General features: G+C 38.5%; 16 protein-coding genes. 11 read left to right on the forward strand and 5 right to left on the reverse strand.

What is annotated here, in order from left to right; translation table 11 throughout:
* Positions 1-12 precede the first annotated feature (12 nt).
* Complete coding sequence (locus tag AC07VK_RS06285; protein WP_492959107.1) at positions 13-1905, reverse strand: RecQ family ATP-dependent DNA helicase; 1893 nt, start codon at positions 1903-1905, stop codon at positions 13-15.
* 115 nt (positions 1906-2020) lie between these two features.
* Here AC07VK_RS06285 and AC07VK_RS06290 point away from each other — a divergent pair, with 115 nt between their 5' ends.
* The 3 genes from AC07VK_RS06290 to AC07VK_RS06300 all read left to right on the forward strand — a co-directional run bounded on the left by AC07VK_RS06290 (position 2021) and on the right by AC07VK_RS06300 (position 6561).
* On the forward strand, positions 2021-2989 hold the full coding sequence (locus AC07VK_RS06290) for a PDDEXK nuclease domain-containing protein (protein WP_492959109.1): 969 nt from the start codon (positions 2021-2023) through the stop codon (positions 2987-2989).
* Between the two features lie 14 nt (positions 2990-3003).
* The gene (locus AC07VK_RS06295) at positions 3004-6231 is read left to right on the forward strand and encodes an amidohydrolase family protein (protein WP_492959111.1); all 3228 of its coding nucleotides are present in this window, start codon (positions 3004-3006) and stop codon (positions 6229-6231) included.
* A gap of 66 nt (positions 6232-6297) precedes the next feature.
* The gene (locus tag AC07VK_RS06300) at positions 6298-6561 is read left to right on the forward strand and encodes a hypothetical protein (protein WP_492959113.1); all 264 of its coding nucleotides are present in this window, start codon (positions 6298-6300) and stop codon (positions 6559-6561) included.
* Positions 6562-6704: 143 nt separating this feature from the next.
* Here AC07VK_RS06300 and AC07VK_RS06305 read toward each other — a convergent pair whose 3' ends face one another.
* A complete protein-coding gene (locus tag AC07VK_RS06305; RefSeq protein WP_492959115.1) occupies positions 6705-8921 on the reverse strand; it encodes a B12-binding domain-containing radical SAM protein in 2217 nt (738 codons plus the stop codon).
* 193 nt (positions 8922-9114) lie between these two features.
* Here AC07VK_RS06305 and AC07VK_RS06310 point away from each other — a divergent pair, with 193 nt between their 5' ends.
* Both AC07VK_RS06310 and AC07VK_RS06315 read left to right on the forward strand, forming a co-directional pair.
* The gene (locus tag AC07VK_RS06310; RefSeq protein ID WP_492959117.1) at positions 9115-9831 is read left to right on the forward strand and encodes a hypothetical protein; all 717 of its coding nucleotides are present in this window, start codon (positions 9115-9117) and stop codon (positions 9829-9831) included.
* A gap of 44 nt (positions 9832-9875) precedes the next feature.
* Positions 9876-12560, forward strand: coding sequence for a gliding motility-associated C-terminal domain-containing protein (locus AC07VK_RS06315; RefSeq protein ID WP_492959119.1), 2685 nt, complete (start codon positions 9876-9878; stop codon positions 12558-12560).
* Positions 12561-12884: 324 nt separating this feature from the next.
* Here the strand turns inward: AC07VK_RS06315 and AC07VK_RS06320 are convergent, their stop codons facing one another.
* Positions 12885-14075, reverse strand: coding sequence for a BaiN/RdsA family NAD(P)/FAD-dependent oxidoreductase (locus tag AC07VK_RS06320; protein ID WP_492952219.1), 1191 nt, complete (start codon positions 14073-14075; stop codon positions 12885-12887).
* Between the two features lie 54 nt (positions 14076-14129).
* On the opposite strand from AC07VK_RS06320, the gene AC07VK_RS06325 reads away from it, so the two are divergent.
* Entirely contained in the window at positions 14130-15269 is a 1140-nt protein-coding gene (locus AC07VK_RS06325) for a 5-(carboxyamino)imidazole ribonucleotide synthase (RefSeq protein WP_492952218.1), read from the forward strand.
* Between the two features lie 81 nt (positions 15270-15350).
* Positions 15351-15857 (forward strand): 5-(carboxyamino)imidazole ribonucleotide mutase, encoded by a 507-nt coding sequence (gene purE, locus AC07VK_RS06330; protein WP_492952217.1) that lies wholly within the window; start codon positions 15351-15353, stop codon positions 15855-15857.
* 148 nt (positions 15858-16005) lie between these two features.
* Here purE and AC07VK_RS06335 read toward each other — a convergent pair whose 3' ends face one another.
* The gene (locus AC07VK_RS06335; protein WP_492959121.1) at positions 16006-16569 is read right to left on the reverse strand and encodes a YqgE/AlgH family protein; all 564 of its coding nucleotides are present in this window, start codon (positions 16567-16569) and stop codon (positions 16006-16008) included.
* A 46-nt stretch (positions 16570-16615) separates the two neighbouring features.
* On the opposite strand from AC07VK_RS06335, the gene pdxH reads away from it, so the two are divergent.
* The 4 genes from pdxH to AC07VK_RS06355 all read left to right on the forward strand — a co-directional run bounded on the left by pdxH (position 16616) and on the right by AC07VK_RS06355 (position 21024).
* Positions 16616-17266 carry a pyridoxamine 5'-phosphate oxidase gene (gene pdxH / locus AC07VK_RS06340; RefSeq protein ID WP_492959123.1) on the forward strand — a complete coding sequence of 217 codons (651 nt, stop codon included), beginning with the start codon at positions 16616-16618 and terminating at the stop codon, positions 17264-17266.
* A gap of 92 nt (positions 17267-17358) precedes the next feature.
* Positions 17359-18252 carry a 3-hydroxyacyl-CoA dehydrogenase family protein gene (locus AC07VK_RS06345; RefSeq protein ID WP_492952214.1) on the forward strand — a complete coding sequence of 298 codons (894 nt, stop codon included), beginning with the start codon at positions 17359-17361 and terminating at the stop codon, positions 18250-18252.
* A gap of 31 nt (positions 18253-18283) precedes the next feature.
* Positions 18284-19306, forward strand: coding sequence for a Holliday junction branch migration DNA helicase RuvB (gene ruvB, locus AC07VK_RS06350; RefSeq protein ID WP_029277907.1), 1023 nt, complete (start codon positions 18284-18286; stop codon positions 19304-19306).
* Between the two features lie 209 nt (positions 19307-19515).
* Positions 19516-21024 carry a GNAT family N-acetyltransferase gene (locus tag AC07VK_RS06355; RefSeq protein ID WP_492959125.1) on the forward strand — a complete coding sequence of 503 codons (1509 nt, stop codon included), beginning with the start codon at positions 19516-19518 and terminating at the stop codon, positions 21022-21024.
* Between the two features lie 63 nt (positions 21025-21087).
* Here the strand turns inward: AC07VK_RS06355 and AC07VK_RS06360 are convergent, their stop codons facing one another.
* Positions 21088-21294 carry a hypothetical protein gene (locus tag AC07VK_RS06360; protein ID WP_492952212.1) on the reverse strand — a complete coding sequence of 69 codons (207 nt, stop codon included), beginning with the start codon at positions 21292-21294 and terminating at the stop codon, positions 21088-21090.
* Positions 21295-21338 lie beyond the last annotated feature (44 nt).

The raw sequence follows: 21338 nt of genomic DNA on the forward strand, positions 1-21338 counted from the left end.
CACATCTCACTTCTAAAGATAATATTTCTTCCCATCAGTCTTAATCTTACCGGCATCTAATAATTCCCTAATGGTATCAATCCTTTCGGCTTCGGCACCATTTTTAATATTTGTAACCAGATCATCAAGGCTTAGCGGCTGTTGTTGCAGTAAAGAAACAATCTCAAATTCAATCTCCTCCTCCATCTGGCTCTGATTTTCGGCTCTTTTCTCAGCCAGACAAACATCGCATACCCCGCATTTTGCAGCATGATGTTCGTCGAAATAATAAAGCAGCTGAATACTCCTGCACAAATTTGATGAAGCATAAGCTACTACCGCGTTGATCTGTTTGTGTAAGATTTCCTTTCTCAGCTCCAGGTATTTCACGTCCAGATCGAAATGATCCATGTCTACCCTCGGTCTAACGTATTGCAATTGCGGCTGATCGGTTTGCGGAGTATAAGTAAGTAACTCAATGGCCTGCAATTTATTAAGTAGTGCAATAATTTCTTTATACGACAATCCTGTTTTCTTGGCTAAATCGGCCTCATTAATCTTAACAAAACCGTCGAAAGCGCCACCATGCGAACGCAGGATGGTCTTTATAATACCATCGTAAGCCTTGTTTTCAATCTGAAAACGGTAAATATCTTCATGACTGGCAATAAACATCATTCTCGATGGGAGAAAGACACTTTCAGATAAGGTAAGATAACCGTCATGCTCTAAAAACTTCAGCGCTGAAATTGTTTTTAAAACACTAATATTGAAACGCTTGCAGAAATCAGCTACATCAAAAGTAAAAGTTAAACCTTCACCTGCACCAAATGCCAATTGAAAATAATTGCCGAGGTAGTGATAGGTTTTTCTAATCTCATCCGGAGTAGGAAAACTATCGAGATACCTGGATTCTAAGCCCAGAACGTCAGATTGATTAGCTAGAAGAACCGCGTAACTTCGTTTTTCATCGCGCCCTGCCCTGCCTGCTTCCTGATAATAGGCTTCTAAACTTTCGGGCAAATCTAAATGCACCACAAAACGAACATCTGCCTTATCAATCCCCATCCCGAAAGCATTTGTAGCTACCATGATTCTAGTTTTGTTATTTTTCCACTCTTCTTGTTTTAAAAAACGTACATCCCGTTCTAATCCGGCATGGTAAAAGTCGGCTTTAATCTGATTTCTATTGATAAAATTGGCCACTTCGGCGGTTTCCCTGCGGTTACGTACATAAACTAAACCTGTGCCTTTTACCTTCTGGCAAATATCGATCAGCTTTTTGTATTTGTCTTCATTGCCGAAAACCACATAGCTTAAATTATCCCTGGCAAAACTTTTAACAAAAACCTGTGGGTCTTTCATTTCAAGCTTCTCTACAATATCTTTCCGAACAAACTCAGTGGCGGTTGCCGTAAGTGCCAAAACCGGAACACCTGGAAGGATTTCGCGGAGTTTGGCGATTTGTTGGTATGGCGGACGGAAATCGTAACCCCATTGCGAAATGCAATGCGCTTCATCTACAGCTATTAAATTTACGTTCATGTACGAAATTCGAACGCGCACTAAATCAGACAACAAACGCTCCGGAGATAAATAGAGGAATTTGATTTTTCCATAAATACAGTTATCCAGCAAGATATCGATTTCTCGTTTACCCATTCCGGCATAAATGGCGATAGCTTCAATCCCTTTCGATTTCAGGTTCTCTACCTGATCTTTCATCAGGGCAATTAGCGGCGAAACTACAATACAAATCCCCTCTTTAACCAAAGCAGGAACCTGAAAACAGATCGATTTACCACCTCCTGTGGGCAATAATGCTAAACTATCTTTTCCTGTTAAAACCGAGGAAATAATATCTTCCTGTAAAGGCCTAAAAGCTTGATGTCCCCAATATTTTTGTAAAATCTCTATTGCTGTCATAAATCGGCGGTATCAAAACTATACATTTAATCTAAAATCGCTACTTATTTATTGTTAGAAATTGAAAAAATCATCTTTAGAAAAGATTATTAACTTTGCTCATTAAGAAAATTACATGTTAGAAACGCAGTTTACAGATATTATTAGCTTAATCAAAAATGCCCGAACGGCTGCCCTAAAGACTGTAAATTCTACATTAATTAACTTATATTGGAATATTGGCGAGTATATCCACAACAAAGTTAAAAATGCCGAATGGGGACAATCTGTGGTAAAGCAGCTGGCCGAATTTTTATCAAAAAATGAACCAGATTTAAAGGGTTTTTCGGATAAGAATCTTTGGCGGATGAAACAGTTTTATGAAAGTTATAAAGATTATCCAAAACTCTCATCACTGCTGAGAGAAATTAGCTGGTCGCACAATCTAGCTATTTTTTCTCGATGCAGTAGTCCTGAAGCACGTGAATTTTACCTTAAATTATCTAAAAATGAAAATTATTCTTTTAGAGAACTCGATCGCCAAATCTCAGCTGGCTTTTTTGAAAGATCGATTATAGGAAATACAAAACTCTCAACAGTGTTGAGAGTTTTACAAAATGATATAGAAACCGTTTTCAAAGATAGCTATGTATTCGAATTCCTTAATCTTTCAGAACCCCATAACGAAAGCGAGTTACAAAAAAGCTTAGTTATGGAAATGAGAAATTTCATTCTTGAACTCGGGAAAGACTTTTTATTTATTAGTGAAGAATATAAAATAGAGGTTGGCAATAGTGATTTCTATATCGATCTACTTTTTTACCATCGGGGGTTACAATGTTTAGTGGCATTTGAATTAAAAGTTGACAAATTCAAACCCGAACATTTAGGCCAATTAAACTTCTATTTAGAAGCTTTAGATAGAGACGTTAAAAAATCAAACGAAAATCCAAGTATTGGCATTCTACTTTGCAAGGATAAAGACAACGAAGTAGTAGAATATGCATTAAGCAGAAGTCTCTCTCCTACTTTGGTAGCTGAGTATAAAACCCAATTACCTGACAAAAAATTACTCCAGAGAAAAATACACGAATTGTTTAAATAACCATCAAAAATATAATGAAACATCTCTATTTTCTATCCGCTCTTTCCCTATTATTTTTCAGTTCAAACGCTCAAGAGAAGAAATGGGATATCGAAAAATACCAGGGTACCACAAAAAACTTCACTTTAAATACTGATGAAGGTACCTGGATGAACCTTGATGTAAGCGCTGACGGGCAGGAAATTGCCTTTGATCTACTGGGCGATATCTACGTAATGCCGATTAGCGGTGGAGTTGCGAAACTCATTAGTGGTGGTATTGCCTGGGATGTTCAGCCTCGTTTTAGCCCTAACGGAAAATACATTTCTTACACTAGCGATAAAAGCGGTGGAGATAATATATGGATTATGAACCGTGATGGTTCTGGCAAAAAACAGGTTACCAAAGAGAGTTTCAGATTATTGAATAATGCCACCTGGATGCCTAATAGCGAATACTTAGTGGCCAGAAAACATTTTACCGCAAGCCGATCGTTAGGAGCGGGCGAAATGTGGATGTATAGTATAAACGGTGGAGATGGCGTACAGTTAACCAAACGTAAAAACGATCAGCAGGATGCGGGCGAACCTAACGTTTCGCCAGATGGCAAATATGTTTACTTTAGTGAAGATGTGAGTCCGGGGCCTAATTTCGAATATAGTAAAGACCCTAATGGAACCATTTATGCCATTCGTCAACTGGATTTGACAACAGGAAAACTAAGCACATTAATTAATGAGCAAGGTGGTGCCTGTCGCCCGCAGGTTTCTCCAGATGGAAATTTGATTGCTTTTGTAAAGCGTGTAAGGTTAAAATCTACTTTATATGTTCAGAACCTGAAGACTGGAGAAGAATGGCCGGTAAATGAAGATTTATCTCATGATCAACAAGAAACCTGGGCGATTTTTGGTGTGTATCCAAATTTTGCCTGGACTCCAGATAGCAAAAGCATCGTTTTTTATGCAAAAGGAAAAATCAGAAAAACAGAAATTGGTACACTGATCAACAGCACCATTCCTTTTCAGGCCAATACGATTCAAACCGTACAAAAAGCATTACATTTTGAGCAACAGGTTTTCAATAATGAATTTTCGGCCAAAATGTTAAGACAGTTAAGCACTTCGCCTGACGGAAAAATAATTGTCTTTAATGCTGCAGGATACTTATACAAACAAGAATTACCAGCAGGAAAACCAGAAAGGTTAACCAATGGATTAGATTTCGAATTTGAACCCGCCTTTAGTCCTGATGGAAAATATGTTGTTTATACCACCTGGAGTGATGAATTACGTGGAGCAATAAAGCGTACCGATGTAAAATCAGGAAAAACCATTATGCTAACTGATGAAAAAGGTTTTTATTATTCTCCTCAATACTCAACAAAAGGTGATAAAATCGTTTTCAGAAAAGGAAGCGGTAATGATGTTTTAGGTTATAACTATGGCCGTGGCACAGGCATCTTTATGATGCCAGCTAATGGCGGTGCAAAAACGTTGATTTTAGATAATGGAATCCGCCCACAGTTTAATAATACCGATACGCGCATTTATTTCCAGAGTTATGCTGATGGTAAAAAAGCGTTAAAAAGTATCGATTTAAACGGAGCGAACGAAAGAACACACTTTACTTCTCAGTATGCAAATCAGTTTGTTATCAGCCCGGACAATAAGTGGTTGGCATTTAACGAGTTATTTAACGTATACATCACACCAATGATCAATATTGGTACGGCGCAGGATGCCTCGGCAGGTAATAAAGCCATTCCGGTTACAAAAGTAACTACCGATGGCGGAACATATATTCAATGGAGCGCCGATAGTAAAAGCCTGCATTGGACATTGGGACCAAAATATTTTACCGTTGATGTAAATAATGCCTTCAACTTTGATGGAACCACACCTAAAACCGAAGCCTCTTCTATCGACATCAATCTGGTATTAAAGTCTGACATACCTACCGGAATAGTGGCATTAAAGGGTGCGAGGATTATTTCGATGAAAGGAGATGAAGTTATTGAAAATGGAACCATCATTACCGATGGAAATAAAATTACTGCAATAGGAAAAGCAGATGCAGTAAGCATTCCGGCCAACGCTAAGGTAATTGATGTAAATGGCAAAACCATTATGCCGGGCATTGTTGATGTTCACGCCCACTTGCGTACCAGTCCGGATGGAATAAGCCCACAGAACGATTGGAGTTATATGGCTAATTTGGCTTTTGGTGTAACCACTTCACATGATCCATCGAGTAATACCGAAATGGTTTTTAGCCAGAGCGAAATGCTTAAAGCCGGCAGAATGATTGGTCCAAGGGTTTATTCGACAGGATCTATTTTATATGGAGCTGATGGCGATTTCAAAGTTGTAATTAATAGCTTAGATGATGCTTTGGCTAATCTGCGCCGGTTAAAGGCTGTTGGTGCATTTTCAGTAAAATCGTATAATCAACCACGTAGAGAGCAGCGTCAACAGATTTTAGAAGCTGCTCGACAGTTGAATATGGAGGTTGTACCTGAAGGTGGCTCTACTTTTTTCACCAACATGAATATGGTTGCCGATGGGCATACCGGAATAGAACATAGTATTCCTGTTATACCGGTTTATAAAGATGTTACCACGCTTTGGAACAATACTGATGTGGCCTATACACCTACTTTAATTGTAGCATACGGTGGCCAATGGGGCGAAAATTACTGGTACGACAGAACCAATGTTTGGGAGAACGAAAAATTAATGACTTATACGCCCCGCTCAATTATTGATGCGAGAGCAAGACGTAGAACAACTTCTGAGTACAGCGATTACAACCACATCGATATTGCAAAAGCGACTAAACAAATTGCTGATGGCGGCACGAAAGTTAATCTTGGTGCACACGGGCAAATCCAGGGTTTAGGTGCACATTGGGAGTTATGGATGTTTGTTCAGGGTGGTTTTACACCTATGCAAGCCATCAGGGCAGCCACTTTAAATGGTGCTAGTTATTTGGGTATGAACAAAGAAATTGGTTCGTTAGAAGTTGGTAAACTGGCCGATATGGTGATTATGGATGCCAATCCTTTAGATGATATCCGTAATTCGGAGAAAATCAAATATGTAATGATCAATGGCCGACTTTACGACAGTGCTACTTTAAATGAAGTGGGAACCAGAGAAAAACTTAGGGGTAAGTTATGGTTCGAAAATACCAGAGGAAACGGCTATATTGTTCCAGCTACCGATTCAGAAACCTGGACATTTACTGTTCCGCACTGTGATTAAACTCTATCAACACCGTAAAAGACATGTAATACAACTTACATGTCTTTTACAGTAAATTAACGCCATATGAAACCCAACAAACTATATATTACCGCATCAGTCGTATTCTTATTACTCAGTGCACTGGTTTTTTCGTACAATGGGTATTACATTTTGGGTGTCCAAACCATAAACCTGTTTTTAGCGCTGGTTGCAATGGCTTATATTACTGCTTTTATAGCAGTAATGAAAGACCGGAAATCTATTGTTTCCTGGTTATTACTGATATTAAATTCGATTATATTGATTTGCATCATTTATTTCCTGACGCATTTTAAGATGAAGATGTAGTAGTGCTTACGTTCGTTTTTAATAGGGATTCGTCATCTCGATTGAAGCGAAGCGAAATAGAGAGATCTATTATAATGAATTTCACCTCCGAATGAGTTCCCTTGGAACACTGCAGTCGAAATGACGATTATTGTGATAAGGGCTTATAGCACCAACAGGCCGTATTCCCTTAGCGTATTAATAGGTTTAGAATACCAGAACAGCTCGAAATTTTCCATTTCACGCTCAAAATCGGCTTTAACCTCCTGAAAAGTAAAGACCTTTTCATTGGAGATCGAGATTTTATTTAAAATAGTGCTTAGCCAAGTTCCTTCGTTTTTATTGGTTTGCACGGTAAAGCTTTCTTTTTTATCGTGAAAAGTTAATGATGCCATTTCCCAGGTATTCCCTTTTTTCGATTTGGTAAAATACTCAGCAGAAGGCCTTCCCCCTATCCAAACTACTTTTGCAGTAGGTTTCGTATTAAACTGGTCTCCATCATTTAAAGCCTTCTCAATAAAATCTGCTGGAATTTTCGTTCTTGGGATTTTAAAATCAAACCAATCTTGCAGTTCATAATCAAAACAGATACCATGCATAAAATTGAAAAGTGACTTTTTCAACCCGTAGCTGAATTTATTGTGGTCAATACCCGTTTTATCGGTATAATTGATATCATTATTAGCAAAAGTGCCAATTGCATCTGTGTCTTTTACCACCCCAAATTTTTCCGGGTACATCCCTACAGGACTATGCGCCGTCATGGCAAATTGATGCCAAAAGCCTGACTGTAACACCCCGACCTCAAACAACTGACGTACCATCTCCAAACTATCTATCGTTTCCTGCACTGTTTGTGTGGGGTAACCATACATTAAATAAGCATGTACCATAATTCCAGCTTGGGTGAAATTGCGGGTAACCTTAGCCACTTGTTCTACCGTTACGCCCTTATCGATCAGCTTTAACAAACGATCTGAGGCAACTTCCAGTCCGCCTGAAACCGCAATACAGCCAGATGCCTTTAACAATAAACACAGGTCTTGAGTAAAACTTTTTTCAAAACGGATGTTCGTCCACCAGGTAACGGCTAACTTTCTTCTGATAATTTCTAAGGCTACCTCACGCATAAGTGCAGGTGGCGCAGCCTCATCAACAAAGTGAAAACCATTTTGCCCTGTTTTAGCATATAAATCTTCAATCCTGTCTACAATCATTTTGGCCGCAACGGGTTCGTAAACTTTGATATAATCAAGCGAAATGTCGCAGAACGTACATTTGCCCCAATAGCAACCATGTGCCATGGTGAGTTTATTCCATCGCCCATCACTCCACATGCGGTGCATGGGGTTAACGATTTCAATTACCGAAATATACTTGTCCAATAACAATCCACTATAATCTGGCGTACCTACATCAGCTTGCTTATAATCATTTCTGAAAGCATCGTTACGGTAAACCACCTTGCCGTTTTCGAGCAGGAAAGTCCTTTTATAAAAATGAGCTTCAGCAGGCACCGGATGTGTAATATTTTGATATAAAAGTTCAATCGGTAATTCGCCATCATCCAAAGTGATATAATCAAAGAATTCAAAAACCCTTGCATCCGACAATGATCTTAATTCGGTATTCGGGAAACCACCGCCCATAGATATTTTAATTTCCGGGTGATTGGCCTTGATCCATTGTGCACAACGAAAAGCACTATACAAATTGCCCGGAAAAGGGACGGAAATCAGGAACAATTTAGGTTGAACCGTTTCGATTTTCTCTTTTAAAACCGAAATCAGGATATGATCAATATAGGTTGGTTCCTTATTCAAAGCATCGTACAGTTCATCAAAGGAATTAGCACTTCTACCTAAACGTTCTGCATAACGGCTAAAACCAAAATTCTCATCAACACATTCTACGATGTAATCAGATATATCTTCAAGATAAAGCGTAGCCAAATGTTTCGCTTTATCCTGCGTACCCATTGCGCCAAAAGCCCAATCCAACTCTTCTAAAGTAGCAAACCGTGAAGCTTGGGGTAGAAAATCGTCACTACAGATCTGCAATGCCAAAGTTGGATTCTTGCCCTGTAAAAATGCAATCACTGCATCGATGGTTTTTAAATATTCATCTTGTAAAGCGAAAATACGTTTAGCATTATCGCTTTTAGGATTTGGATCATCAACACATAAACTTCGGTCGGTGTGACTGAATAAAGCTTGCAGCCCTTTTTTAGAGAACAATTCCAAAATCACCTCAATACCTAAATCGGCCTGTGCGGCACTGATATTTTTAGTATTCAGAAAACCTTTTATATATGCCGTTGCTGGATATGGGGTATTCAGTTGGGTAAATGGCGGTGTAATGGCAAATATTTCGGTTTTCAAAGGGAATTGTTTTTCTGCAAAAGTAAGGGATTTTTAAAGATTATCGCTAAACGCTGTAAGAAACGACTTTATGATTAGAAAAGGAGAATTTGGTTTTCATTAAATTAGTTAGATTGCTTCATACCTCGCAACAACACAAACTAAAACACCAATCCAAACGTTTTAACCCTAAATCAACACGTTTTCTGCCTGAATGAAAGTTTTTTGTTTTTACATCCTGATGCTCTGTGTGCAAATCGGCTTTGCGCAAAAAACATTTATATTCCCTAAAATTAAAGCACAGGGGGCTTCTGCTGAACAATTTACCCCTGTAAACTGGACTGTTATCGATCAGGTTTATGGAGACCTGAACAACGATGCCTCAGGTGATTTAGCGGTAGTTTTTGAATTTAACAAAACCATAGACGAAACACGTGTATATGGCGATAATAACACCGATATTATAAAGGAAACGCAAAAACCGAGAATTTTGGCTATCTTTTTTAAAGATAAATCAACAGGGGTTTATAGCTTATCAACCCAAAACAACGATTTCATACTACGTTCGGAAGAAGGTGGTAAATTGGGGGATCCACTGCAGCAGATTGCCATTAAAGACCAACAACTCTACCTTCGTTTCCAGGGTGGTTCTGAATGGCGCTGGGAACTGGGTTACACTTTTAAATTCGAAAATAAAGACTGGTTTTTAACGAGTGCGATCAATCTTTATTTTAACCAAAATAGCGGCGATATGACTGAAAGGGTTTACGATTTCAAAACCCGTGAATTATTTACCACTGTTGGTAATCTGCACAGAAGGGATATTGCTAACCGAAAAACAAGTGAAGTTTTATATTTTTCGCAGCTCAGAACTTTCAAAACTTTTAAAAAACCTTGGGCATGGGAAGTAATGCCTAATGTTTATTTGTAGTTTCTGTGTTAGCTTTTATTGCTAGTTTTTAATATCATTGCGGTATGATTTTCAGCTTAAGTTACCGCCTCTTTCTTCCTTTATTTTTGCTATTTCCCCTCTTGTGTGTGGCACAGCTAAATTTAACTTCAGGGGAGAAATATCTGGAAACTGAATCATTTAAACAGATTTTTGTTTCGGTAGAAGATCATACTGTCTGGGCACTCAATAATTCAGGAACAGTATTTTATAAACCAGCGCTTGAAACTACTTTTAAACCCTATCTGCTTACAAATGGCCTGGTAATTAATGAAATTAGCGGCTTTAATGAAACAGAAATGTATTTTCTGATTAAGCCAAATACAATCGTACATTTTAAGGGCGGCATAAAACATGAAATAAAAATTGAGGAACCCGGTGTTACAAGGGTAAATAATATTTCGGTAATCAATACAAAACGAAATATTGATTATGAACCTGCTAATGCTTACAACCCCGCTAATGATTACTTAGCTGTGGCTACCAACAAACATGCGTATAAAATCTTTCGGGGAAACCTCACCATTACCAATCAGTTTATTTACCCTAACCAGCCCTTGGTTAATGAACCAGATTGGAGAATCACTAACGCTGGTTTCAAATCAGTTGATTTCCAACATATATTTATCATGGCAAGATGTTTTGTGAATGATCATGTTACACTAAACTTCCCATCAGCATATTCAACTTATTCCTCTTCTATTCCTGATAGATTGCCTTATCCGGCTAAAATAAACTGTACGCTTTTTGCCCATCATTGGCAATTCGGAATACCAAATGTTCAAAATTGGGAAATATGGTATAATATATGGGGTACTGATAAAGGCTTATTTGCCTATAATAATGTTTCATGTACAGGTTTAGAAATCAAAAAATTATTAGACGACAAAAAAATTAATGATTTAGAAGAAGCTTATGCTTTAACGCCTGTTTATAAACAAAACTTTGCTTTTGCAGCTGCGGATGATGGTCTGTATTATACTCCCGCATCAATATTTAATGAATTTACAACAAGTCCGGAAAAGTTAGATCGTTTGAAATTTATTCAATTTCCTACTTTGGCAAATCAGAAGATAAATTCTATATGTGTAGATACCGACATTAAAATTTCAAAAGAAGCTGACTATAATTATTGGAGGGAAACAATGTGCGAGAAAGTATTGTGGGTGGCCAAGGATCAGGGTATTTCAAAGATCTATTTAAGCCTGGATCAGGATTATTATGAGAAATTTAAATATACTGATTTTCTCTACAGCAAAACACCTTCGAATGGCTATAATCAGGATGAGGCTATATTTGAAACCTGTGGTAACCAAAGCATCAATGTAAAAACAAGGGTACCCGCAAGTTTGCAAAATCAGTTATTATTTCAGTGGTTTAAAGATGATGTAGAAATAAGCGAATGGATAGGAAAAGCTACTGTAGACTTAAAAGAATCTGGAAAATATACTTTCAAATTGACCGCACTATGTGAGAATCTTACACTAAAGTCGTTACCCATCATCATTAAAAATAATACAAGTCCTGAGATTACCTTTAACTACCCTGCCGAGGTAAATTTATGTTCAGGACAAACTTATCCCCTTGAAACAAAACGCGTAGAAAACTATAAATACCAGTGGGTAAAGAATGGTGCTGACATTCCAAATGCGACACAGAACACCTATAATGCAACCTTACCTGGCATATACGAGGTAAAGGTAAGTAACTGTGAAAACTATTATGAGCTTTCAAAGCAAGTGAAAATTAATCAGATTGCCCTACCAACAGTCAAACTTACAACGTCAAAAACGGCTTATTGTGTCGGTGAAACTGCAGAAATTAAGATTGACAATCCGAACAGTTACATTGTAAATTGGTTCCGAAACGGGTCGGAGCTTCCTGAGTTTAAAAACCAGAATATCATTTCAATTGCTTTGGCAGGAATTTACACAGCATCTTTAACTAATGGAAATGAATGTTCAAGTACATCAGAGGCAATCAACATCAGCTTTAGCGTAATTCCGGATGTAACCATAAGCAGGAGTTCAGATAAATTACTCTGCAATGGAGAAGAAGTTTTACTCACCGCTGTAGCTAACCAACCTGGAACAGATTTCCTTTGGAGTACCGGTGAAACTACTAAAACCATAAAAATTAACAGCAGCGGAATTTATTCAGTCAGTTTTACCAGCACCTCGGGTTGTAGAAATGAAAGCGCAACAGTTGAGGTAAATGTAAACGAACCACTTCTGTTACTTCAGCCTGAGCAGGTTCGGATTTGTGTGATTGCGAAGGAAAAAGCGACACTTGAAGCGCCAGCAGGCTTTGCCTTTTACACATGGGAAGGCCAAAAGACTTCAAGTCATTTTTATCAAGTAAACAAGCCAGGAAATTATTCCCTTACGGTCGAAGATATTTATGGATGTACGAAATCAGTAAGCTATTCCGTTGTTCAGTATTGTAAAGATATTCTAATTCCAAATGCATTTAGTCCTAACGATGACAACGTGAACGACTTGTGGCAGGTAAGCGGGCTTGAAAATGATCCTCAGAGCAACATTCAGATTTTTAACCAATATGGAAATATCATTCATACAACTACAGGCAAGGCACCATTCTGGGATGGAAAAGTAAAGGGAAATCCTGCTAATGTGGGTGTTTATTATTATTTAATAAAATCAAAAAACACTAGTCAAGCTTTAACAGGCACGATTACTTTAATTAGATAAGAAGCATATAAATTACCATTAGGATTGAGACCAAATCTCGCGGGTTTTAAAAAAATGCGAGATTTAATTTAGCTTGCTAAGAATCACTGTTTCGGGTTAAATAAACCTGATAGAACGAAAAGCCCGGAACGAAGCATGAGTGAGGACTTGAAGGGATAGCAGGGCTGCAGTATCCTAAGTATTACAGCCGCTCATTTTCAAAATAATATTGACTATCTAAGAACATCTAAGTTTTTATGTTTTCAGCTGCTTTATTGAGGCATATGCCATTTAGAAGCGTACGAGGCTTAGATAAACCCTGAAATAAATTCAGGGTGACGGATATTATAAATTCTGCGCAATCACAAAACCACTTGCCCAGGCCCACTGAAAATTATAGCCGCCCAGCCAACCGGTAACATCCAAACATTCGCCACCAAAAAACAGGTTTGGAATCTTTTTACATTCAAGGGTTTTAGAAGATATTTCATTTGTATCAATTCCGCCACGCATTACTTCAGCTTTATCGTAACCTTTATCGCCAGCAGGTTTAACTTTAAAGTGGTGGATCGTCTGTTCAATTAAATCAATTTCTGCTTTTGTCAATGCAGCTACAGGCTTGCTTAAAGGCAAAAACTTACCTAAAGCATCGGTAAACTTTTTGGTGTAAAACCTGTTCAGCAATGTCGACAGTAGTGTTTTACCGTTATTTTTTCTTTCCTCATCCAATAAGTTAACCACATTTTGGTGTGGCAGCAGATTTAGATTAATCGTCTCCCCCCTCCGCCAAAAAGAAGAAATCTGCAAAATAGCAGGGCCACTTAATCCCCAATGCGTAAAAAGGATATTTTCTTCGAACGAAATTTCATCATTGCTTACTTCGCAGAAAACAGAATTACCCGAAAGTTGTGCAAACCATTCTTCATCCTTACCGGTAATGGTTAATGGAACCAAAGCTGGAGCTGTTTCAATAATCTTTAAGCCATGTTTTCTGGCAAAACGTAAAGCAAAATCAGTAGCACCCATTTTTGGAATAGGTAACCCACCAGCGGCAATCACCAACTTTTCGGCAGTTAAAACTACGGTTTTACCATTTTTCTGATAACTTACTTTAAAACCTTCCGGCAATATTTCAATATCCTTTACATCGGCATTACACCTAATTTCCTGCCCGAAATCTTCACAAATGGAGGTAAAAACCTCAACAACATCTTTCGCATTTTTATCATCAGGAAATAATTGCCCCAAAGTTTTTTCCCTGCCTGTAATGCCATAAGTTTCAAAGAAGCTAATGGTATCGTCAACTGTCCACTGGGTAAAGGCAGATTTGATGAAATGTGGGTTTGCTGATATAAACTGCTCAGCTGATGCAAATTGATTCGTATAATTACAGCGACCTCCACCCGAAATTAAAATTTTGGCACCGGGTTTTTCGTTTTTTTCGAGCACAATTACTTTCTTGCCCAGATAGCCTGCCTGCACCGCGCACATCAATCCGCAAGCACCTGCACCAATAATTATTGCATCAGCATTCATCAATAAAATTTATTATGGTTACTTTTGCACAAAAGTAGCATTATTTTCAAGCGCATGGCAAAACAGATTAGCGAATTAAAATTAGGTATTTTAGGTGGCGGACAATTGGGCAGAATGCTCATTCAACAAGCAATCAATTACAATGTAACCACATTAGTTTTAGACCCAGATCCTGATGCCCCTTGCAAACACATCTCTAATTACTTCGAAAATGGCTCAATTACCGATTTTGATACCGTTTACAACTTTGGAAAGAAAGCCGACATCATTACCATTGAAATTGAAAAAGTAAATATCGATGCGCTTGAACAGCTCGAAAAAGAAGGTAAAAAGGTTTTTCCTCAATCGAGGGTAATCCGTTTAATTCAGGATAAAGGTGTACAAAAACAGTTTTTCAAAGAAAACGATATCCCAACCTCTCCTTTCCAGATTGTAAATACGAAGGAAGATATGGAGAACAGTAATATCCCTTTTCCATATATTTTAAAACTGCGTAAAGATGGTTACGATGGCAAAGGCGTGATGAAAATCAACAGTGCTGCCGATCTGGATAAAGCTTTTGACGCACCTTGTATTATCGAAAAACTGGTCGATTTTGAAAAAGAAGTTGCGGTAATTGTTGCCCGTAATGCCAATGGCGATATGAAAACTTTCCCGATGGTAGAAATGGAATTTAATCCAGAGGCCAATTTGGTTGAATTTTTGATTTCTCCATCTACTTTTGCCGAAAGTTTACAACAAAAAGCAGAGAACATTGCTAAAAATATTGCCTCAGCAATGAACATCACCGGGATTTTAGCGGTAGAAATGTTTGTGTGTAAAGATGGCGAATTACTGGTTAATGAGGTTGCTCCCCGCCCGCACAACAGCGGTCATCAAACGATAGAGGGTAATTATGTTTCTCAGTTCGAACAACATTTACGTTCTATTTATAACTTACCACTTGGCGATACCAGCAGCATAACTAATGCTATTATGATTAACCTCCTTGGTGAAAAAGGTTTTGAAGGTATAGCCAAATATGAAAATCTGGAAAAAATATTAGCGATTGACGGTGTTTTCGTTCACTTATATGGCAAAAAATATACAAAACCCTTCCGCAAGATGGGCCATGTAACCATTGTGGATATCGACAGGGATAAGGCCATTGAAAAGGCACGGTTTGTGCAAAAAACGTTAAAAGTAATTGCATAATCCCCTAGCCCCCTAAGGGGGAACTAATAGCGAGGTGGAAATACAAAATTTAAAAGAAGTTAAAAAAGAAATAAAACAGATATGAGTCAAGGAAATTCAAATTCGGCATTAGTAGGAATTATAATGGGAAGCAAATCAGATTTACCTGTTATGCAAGATGCTGCTGATGTATTAAAAGAATTTGGAATAAACTATGAAATTACGGTTGTTTCTGCCCACAGAACGCCAGAACGTATGTTCAATTATGCCAAAGAAGCACAAGGCCGTGGCCTAAAGGTAATTATTGCTGGTGCCGGTGGTGCTGCTCACTTGCCAGGCATGGTCGCTTCTATTACCACATTACCGGTAATCGGTGTTCCGGTTAAATCATCAAATTCTATTGATGGCTGGGATAGTATTTTATCTATTTTACAAATGCCAAATGGCATTCCGGTAGCCACAGTAGCTTTAAACGCTGCTAAAAACGCAGGTTTATTGGCCACTCAGATTTTAGCTACAGCTGATGATTCCTTAACGGTTAAAATGCAAGCTTATAAAGATGAGCTGAGAAGAAAGGTTGAAGAAAGCGCTGATAGTCTTGAGGCTTAAACGACGATAACTAAACTCAAAGGTTCGTCATTTCGAGCGGAGTGCAACGGAGTCGAGAAATCTAGCTAAAGAGATATTCCAGTTAGATATCTCCATTTCACTGCGCTTCAGTCGAGATGACGAAACTATATATAAAACTATAAACTGACTAATTCAAACTCGGGTCTACCGGAAAATTACTGATATGCGCATATTTTGGTCCTAAATTTACGATCACATCCCGCCAAAGTTTTTCATCATCGTTACTAAAAATGAGATCAGGATTAAAGGTATCGCTCACCATCCAGGCGTTCTGCTCTATTTCGCGGTCTAATTGTCCATTGTCCCAACCAGAATAGCCCATAAAAAATTTCACTTCATCGGCGCTTATTGCATTAGTATTTAGGAGTATTTTAAGTGTTTCGAAATTTCCTCCCCAATACAGTCCATTCCCGATAGGTTCGCCACTCTGCAATTTATCGTAACACCTATGGATAAAATGCAAGGTATCTGCAGCAACCGGTCCGCCAAAATAAATGTAGTTTTTTGCATCCCACAAATCCTGTATCACATCATTCAAAATCAGATTTCCTACCTGGTTAAGGATATAACCTACTGTTCCATCATCACCATGTTCAGTTAACAGCACTACAGATCTTTTAAAATTCGGATCGGCCATAAATGGCTCTGAGATAAGCAAGCGGCCAGTTTTTGGTTTTATATTGTTCAGCATGATGATAATCATTTGTTACACCGTAAAAGATGTCTATTTTTGTTAAATGCAAGTTACAAATGAATTTCTACAAAACCTGCGCCAAGATTACAAAAGCGCTTCGCTAGATGAATCTGACGTGGATCAAGATCCGATTATCCAGTTTAAAAAGTGGTTTCAGCACGCTGTTGATGCCCAGATATATGAACCCAATGTAATGACCTTGGCTACAGCCGATAAAGCTGGCCGACCCGATGCCCGTATTGTTTTACTTAAAGGTGTTGATACAGATGGATTTAGGTTCTTTACGAATTATTTAAGTGCTAAAGGAAAAGAGCTTAAACGCAATCCATACGCAGCTTTAGTATTTTTCTGGCCTGAATTGGAAAGACAAGTGAGGATTGAAGGAACAGTAGAAAAACTAGATAAAGAAACTTCTGAAGAATATTTCAATACGAGACCGCTTGACAGTCAGATTGGAGCAGTAGCTTCTCCACAAAGTCAGGTTATTCCAAACAGGGCATTTTTGGAAGAAAAAGTTGAAGAATTAAGAGCTAAAAGTGCCAATAAAGGTGTAGCTAAACCTGCACATTGGGGCGGGTATATCGTAAAACCTACAAGAATTGAGTTTTGGCAAGGAAGAAGCAGCAGGCTGCACGACAGGATAAATTTCGAAAAGGTTAAGGGGATCTGGACTAAAACCAGATTGGCACCATAGCTTAATATAAAATAAATAGAGATCAACTATTCTGCAAGATCTCTATTTTAACTAGTCGTTTATTCTTAAATTCTCTTTTTAATCTCCTAAAAATGAAACAAATCGCAGTTATAGGATCTGGTACGATGGGAAATGGCATCGCTCATACCTTTGCACAATTCAATTATCAAGTCAACCTTATTGATATTAATAAAGCTGCATTGGATAGGGCCATACAAACGATTACCAAAAATTTAGACAGGCAGGTTGCCAAAGGCACATTAACAGCAGATCAGAAAGCGGCCACTCTCAATAACATCACTACATATACCTCAACAAAAGATGGCGTTCAAAATTCCGATTTAATTGTAGAGGCCGCTACTGAAAATGTAGACTTAAAACTGAAGATTTTTAAGGATTTAGATGAGTACGCACCTGCCCATGCTATTCTTGCTTCTAATACCTCCTCTATTTCCATTACCCAGATTGCCGCTATAACCGGTAGAGGTGATAAAGTAATCGGGATGCACTTTATGAATCCAGTTCCGGTAATGAAGTTGGTAGAAGTAATAAGAGGTTATGCCACAAGTGATGAAACAACAAGTACCATTATGTCGTTGTCTCAAAGTTTGGAGAAAGTTCCGGTTGAGGTAAATGATTATCCGGGTTTTGTGGCTAACCGCATTTTGATGCCAATGATTAATGAGGCTATTTATACGCTATATGAAGGCGTTGCAGGTGTTTATGAAATCGATACGGTAATGAAACTTGGAATGGCACACCCGATGGGCCCCTTGCAATTAGCCGATTTTATTGGTCTGGATGTTTGTTTGGCCATCTTAAAAGTATTGAATGATGGTTTTGGGAATCCTAAATACGCGCCTTGCCCTTTATTGGTAAATATGGTTGCTGCAGGTAAAAAAGGTATTAAAACTGGTGAAGGTTTTTATAAATACACTGCAGGATCAAAAGAACTAGTAGTTGCTGATAAATTTAAAAAATCCTAATTTTTTTAGCATTTAATTTTATATTTGCTGTATGAATGAGAATCTGGATCCTGAAGCAAGCAACCTAAGTCCCACCGATCGCGATATTGAAAGGGTTTTAAGGCCACAGGCTTTTGAAGATTTTACGGGACAGGAAAAAGTGATGGAAAACCTGAAGATTTTTGTTCAGGCGGCAAAACTCCGTGGTGAGGCTTTAGATCATGTTCTTTTGCATGGTCCTCCGGGATTAGGCAAAACCACACTTTCTCATATCATTGCCAATGAAATGGCTACGGGCATTAAGGTGACTTCTGGTCCTGTTTTGGATAAACCTGGCGATTTAGCTGGTTTATTAACCGGCTTAGATGAAGGTGATATTCTCTTTATTGACGAGATCCATCGCTTATCTCCCCTTGTAGAAGAATACTTATACTCTGCTATGGAGGATTTTAAGATTGATATTATGCTCGAAACTGGCCCGAATGCCCGTTCGGTACAGATATCGCTTAATCCTTTTACGTTAGTAGGTGCTACTACCCGCTCCGGATTGTTGACTGCTCCGTTAAGAGCGCGCTTTGGTATCAATGCCCGCTTGGCTTATTATGATGCTAAATTGCTAACCACTATTGTACTACGCTCTTCTGATATCCTAAAAACACCGATAAGTGACGAAGGTGCCTACGAAATTGCCCGTCGTAGCCGCGGCACGCCCCGTATCGCCAATGCACTTTTACGGAGAACAAGAGATTTTGCGCAGATTAAAGGAAACGGGAATATCGATACTGAAATAGCCCGCTATGCCTTAAATGCACTGAATGTAGATGAGCATGGCCTAGATGAAATGGATAACAGGATCCTGGTTACCATTATCGATAAATTTAAGGGTGGCCCTGTAGGTTTAAAAACCATTGCGACAGCTGTTGGAGAAGATGAAGGAACCATTGAGGAAGTTTATGAGCCATTTTTGATTCAGGAAGGCTATATTATGCGTACTTCACGTGGCCGCGAGGTTACTGAAGCCGCTTACAAACATTTAAAAAAGAATTATCCTGGCCAAACCGGGAAGTTGTTTTAAAGTAAGATTGTTTCTTGCAGCCTTACTTTTTTCCGTCATTGCGAGGCTGGCATTGAGCGAGCCGAAGCAATCTTATGACTTGTTTTTATAGATTGCTTCACACAGCCCACTCCCCCCTTCTTCATTTCGCAATGACGATCTGCCGAAAAAATAAAATCCATCTGAACATTTAAGCCCTTTTGGTGTTCATAAAATAGAAATCAAACATTATGAATATTGAATTACGTAAACTAACGCTCGAAGATTACGCAGATCTTAAAGAATCTATGCTCCAGGCTTACGACAGCATGGGTGGTTCTATCTGGCCAAAATCTAGTATTGCAAAACTTTTAAATATTTTCCCCGAAGGACAGCTTTGTATTGCCGTTGATGATAAGGTGGTAGCCTGTTCATTAGCCATTATTGTAGAGTACGATGAATATGGAGATCGGCATACCTACAAGTTGATTACTGGCGATTATTCTTTTACAACACATGATCCCAACGGCGACACGCTATATGGAATCGAAATTTTCGTGCACCCCGATTACCGTGGACTACGTTTAGGAAGAAGATTATACGAAGCCAGAAAAGAACTCTGCGAAAGCCTTAACCTTAAAAGCATTATTGCCGGTGGTAGAATCCCAGGTTACCACCAATATGCAGAACAGCTTAGCCCGAGGCAGTATATAGATAAGGTAAAAGCAAAAGAAATTTACGATCCTACGCTTACTTTCCAGATCTCTAATGATTTCCACGTAAGAAAAGTATTAAAGAATTACTTGCCGGGCGATAAAGAATCAAAAGAGTATGCTACCTTAATTGAGTGGAATAATATTTATTACCAGGGTATTGACGCTTCAGCCCGTTCGGCAATGACCATCCGTTTAGGTTTAGTACAATGGGAAATGCGTTTATTCCCTAATATGGATGCATTTTATGAGCAGGTAGAATTCTTTGTAGATGCTTTGAGTGGTTACAAATCAGATTTCGTGATGTTCCCTGAGCTATTTAACACGCCTTTACTGCAACCTTATAATCACTTGCCAGAGATTGAAGCCATGCGCAAACTCGCCGAAAAAACAGCAGAGATTGTACAAAAAATGCATGAGTACTCGTTGAGCTACAACACTAACATCATTACAGGCAGTATGCCACTTATTGAGGATGGTAAACTTTATAATGCCACTTACCTTTGTCACCGCACCGGTAAAATAGATGAGTATAGAAAAATCCACATCACACCGAATGAACAGAAATATTATGGTATGATTGGCGGTGATAAAGTACAGGTTTTTGATACTGATTGTGGTAAAGTGGGCATTTTGATCTGTTACGATGTAGAATTTCCTGAATTGAGCCGTATTTATGCCGATCAGGGCATGCAGATTTTGTTCGTACCCTTCTTAACGGATACACAGAATGGTTATACGCGTGTTCGCCATTGTGCTCAGGCCCGGGCGATAGAAAATGAATGTTATGTGGCCATTGCTGGCTGTGTGGGCAATTTACCGAAAGTAAATAACATGGATATCCAGTTTGCGCAATCGGCCGTTTTTACGCCTTCCGATTTTGCTTTTCCAACTAATGCCATAAAAGCAGAGGCAACCCCAAATACAGAAATGGTTTTAGTGGTAGATGTTGATCTGCATTTACTTGACGAACTGCACCACTATGGAACAGTAAAGGTGTTAAAAGACAGAAGAAAAGATCTTTATCAGGTTAAACTTTTAAAATAATAACCCATAAAAAATGCCGGTCAAATTAATGTACCGGCATTTTCATTGTAAATCTAAAGCTAATTATTTTCTCATTATAAACCATATAATCAGACCAATAATCACAGCTAAAGGCAACACCCATTTCAAGGCTTGTCCTCCTCCGTTTTCGTCTTTTTCAGTAACGGCTGGTTTTGCTGGTCCCGGATCTGCTTTATGACTTTCGTAATCTTTTTCTATCGGTTTAGGAGCTGCTCCTGATTCCGTATGTTGTGGATCTATATTTTCCATGGCTAATACTCTAAAAGCTCTCCCACTGGTTATTACTCCAATCA

It is taken from the genome of Pedobacter sp. GW821-FHT01D05 (genome assembly GCF_059422505.1).

Excerpts from the sequence above, each read along its gene's own strand:
- AC07VK_RS06285 (WP_492959107.1), bottom strand. The coding sequence starts at position 1,905 with ATGACAGCAATAGAGATTTTACAAAAATATTGGGGACATCAAGCTTTT.
- AC07VK_RS06290 (WP_492959109.1), top strand. The coding sequence starts at position 2,021 with ATGTTAGAAACGCAGTTTACAGATATTATTAGCTTAATCAAAAATGCC.
- AC07VK_RS06295 (WP_492959111.1), top strand. The coding sequence starts at position 3,004 with ATGAAACATCTCTATTTTCTATCCGCTCTTTCCCTATTATTTTTCAGT.
- AC07VK_RS06300 (WP_492959113.1), top strand. The coding sequence starts at position 6,298 with ATGAAACCCAACAAACTATATATTACCGCATCAGTCGTATTCTTATTA.
- AC07VK_RS06310 (WP_492959117.1), top strand. The coding sequence starts at position 9,115 with ATGAAAGTTTTTTGTTTTTACATCCTGATGCTCTGTGTGCAAATCGGC.
- AC07VK_RS06315 (WP_492959119.1), top strand. The coding sequence starts at position 9,876 with ATGATTTTCAGCTTAAGTTACCGCCTCTTTCTTCCTTTATTTTTGCTA.
- AC07VK_RS06320 (WP_492952219.1), bottom strand. The coding sequence starts at position 14,075 with ATGAATGCTGATGCAATAATTATTGGTGCAGGTGCTTGCGGATTGATG.
- AC07VK_RS06325 (WP_492952218.1), top strand. The coding sequence starts at position 14,130 with ATGGCAAAACAGATTAGCGAATTAAAATTAGGTATTTTAGGTGGCGGA.
- purE (WP_492952217.1), top strand. The coding sequence starts at position 15,351 with ATGAGTCAAGGAAATTCAAATTCGGCATTAGTAGGAATTATAATGGGA.
- AC07VK_RS06335 (WP_492959121.1), bottom strand. The coding sequence starts at position 16,569 with ATGCTGAACAATATAAAACCAAAAACTGGCCGCTTGCTTATCTCAGAG.
- pdxH (WP_492959123.1), top strand. The coding sequence starts at position 16,616 with ATGCAAGTTACAAATGAATTTCTACAAAACCTGCGCCAAGATTACAAA.
- AC07VK_RS06345 (WP_492952214.1), top strand. The coding sequence starts at position 17,359 with ATGAAACAAATCGCAGTTATAGGATCTGGTACGATGGGAAATGGCATC.
- ruvB (WP_029277907.1), top strand. The coding sequence starts at position 18,284 with ATGAATGAGAATCTGGATCCTGAAGCAAGCAACCTAAGTCCCACCGAT.
- AC07VK_RS06355 (WP_492959125.1), top strand. The coding sequence starts at position 19,516 with ATGAATATTGAATTACGTAAACTAACGCTCGAAGATTACGCAGATCTT.
- AC07VK_RS06360 (WP_492952212.1), bottom strand. The coding sequence starts at position 21,294 with ATGGAAAATATAGATCCACAACATACGGAATCAGGAGCAGCTCCTAAA.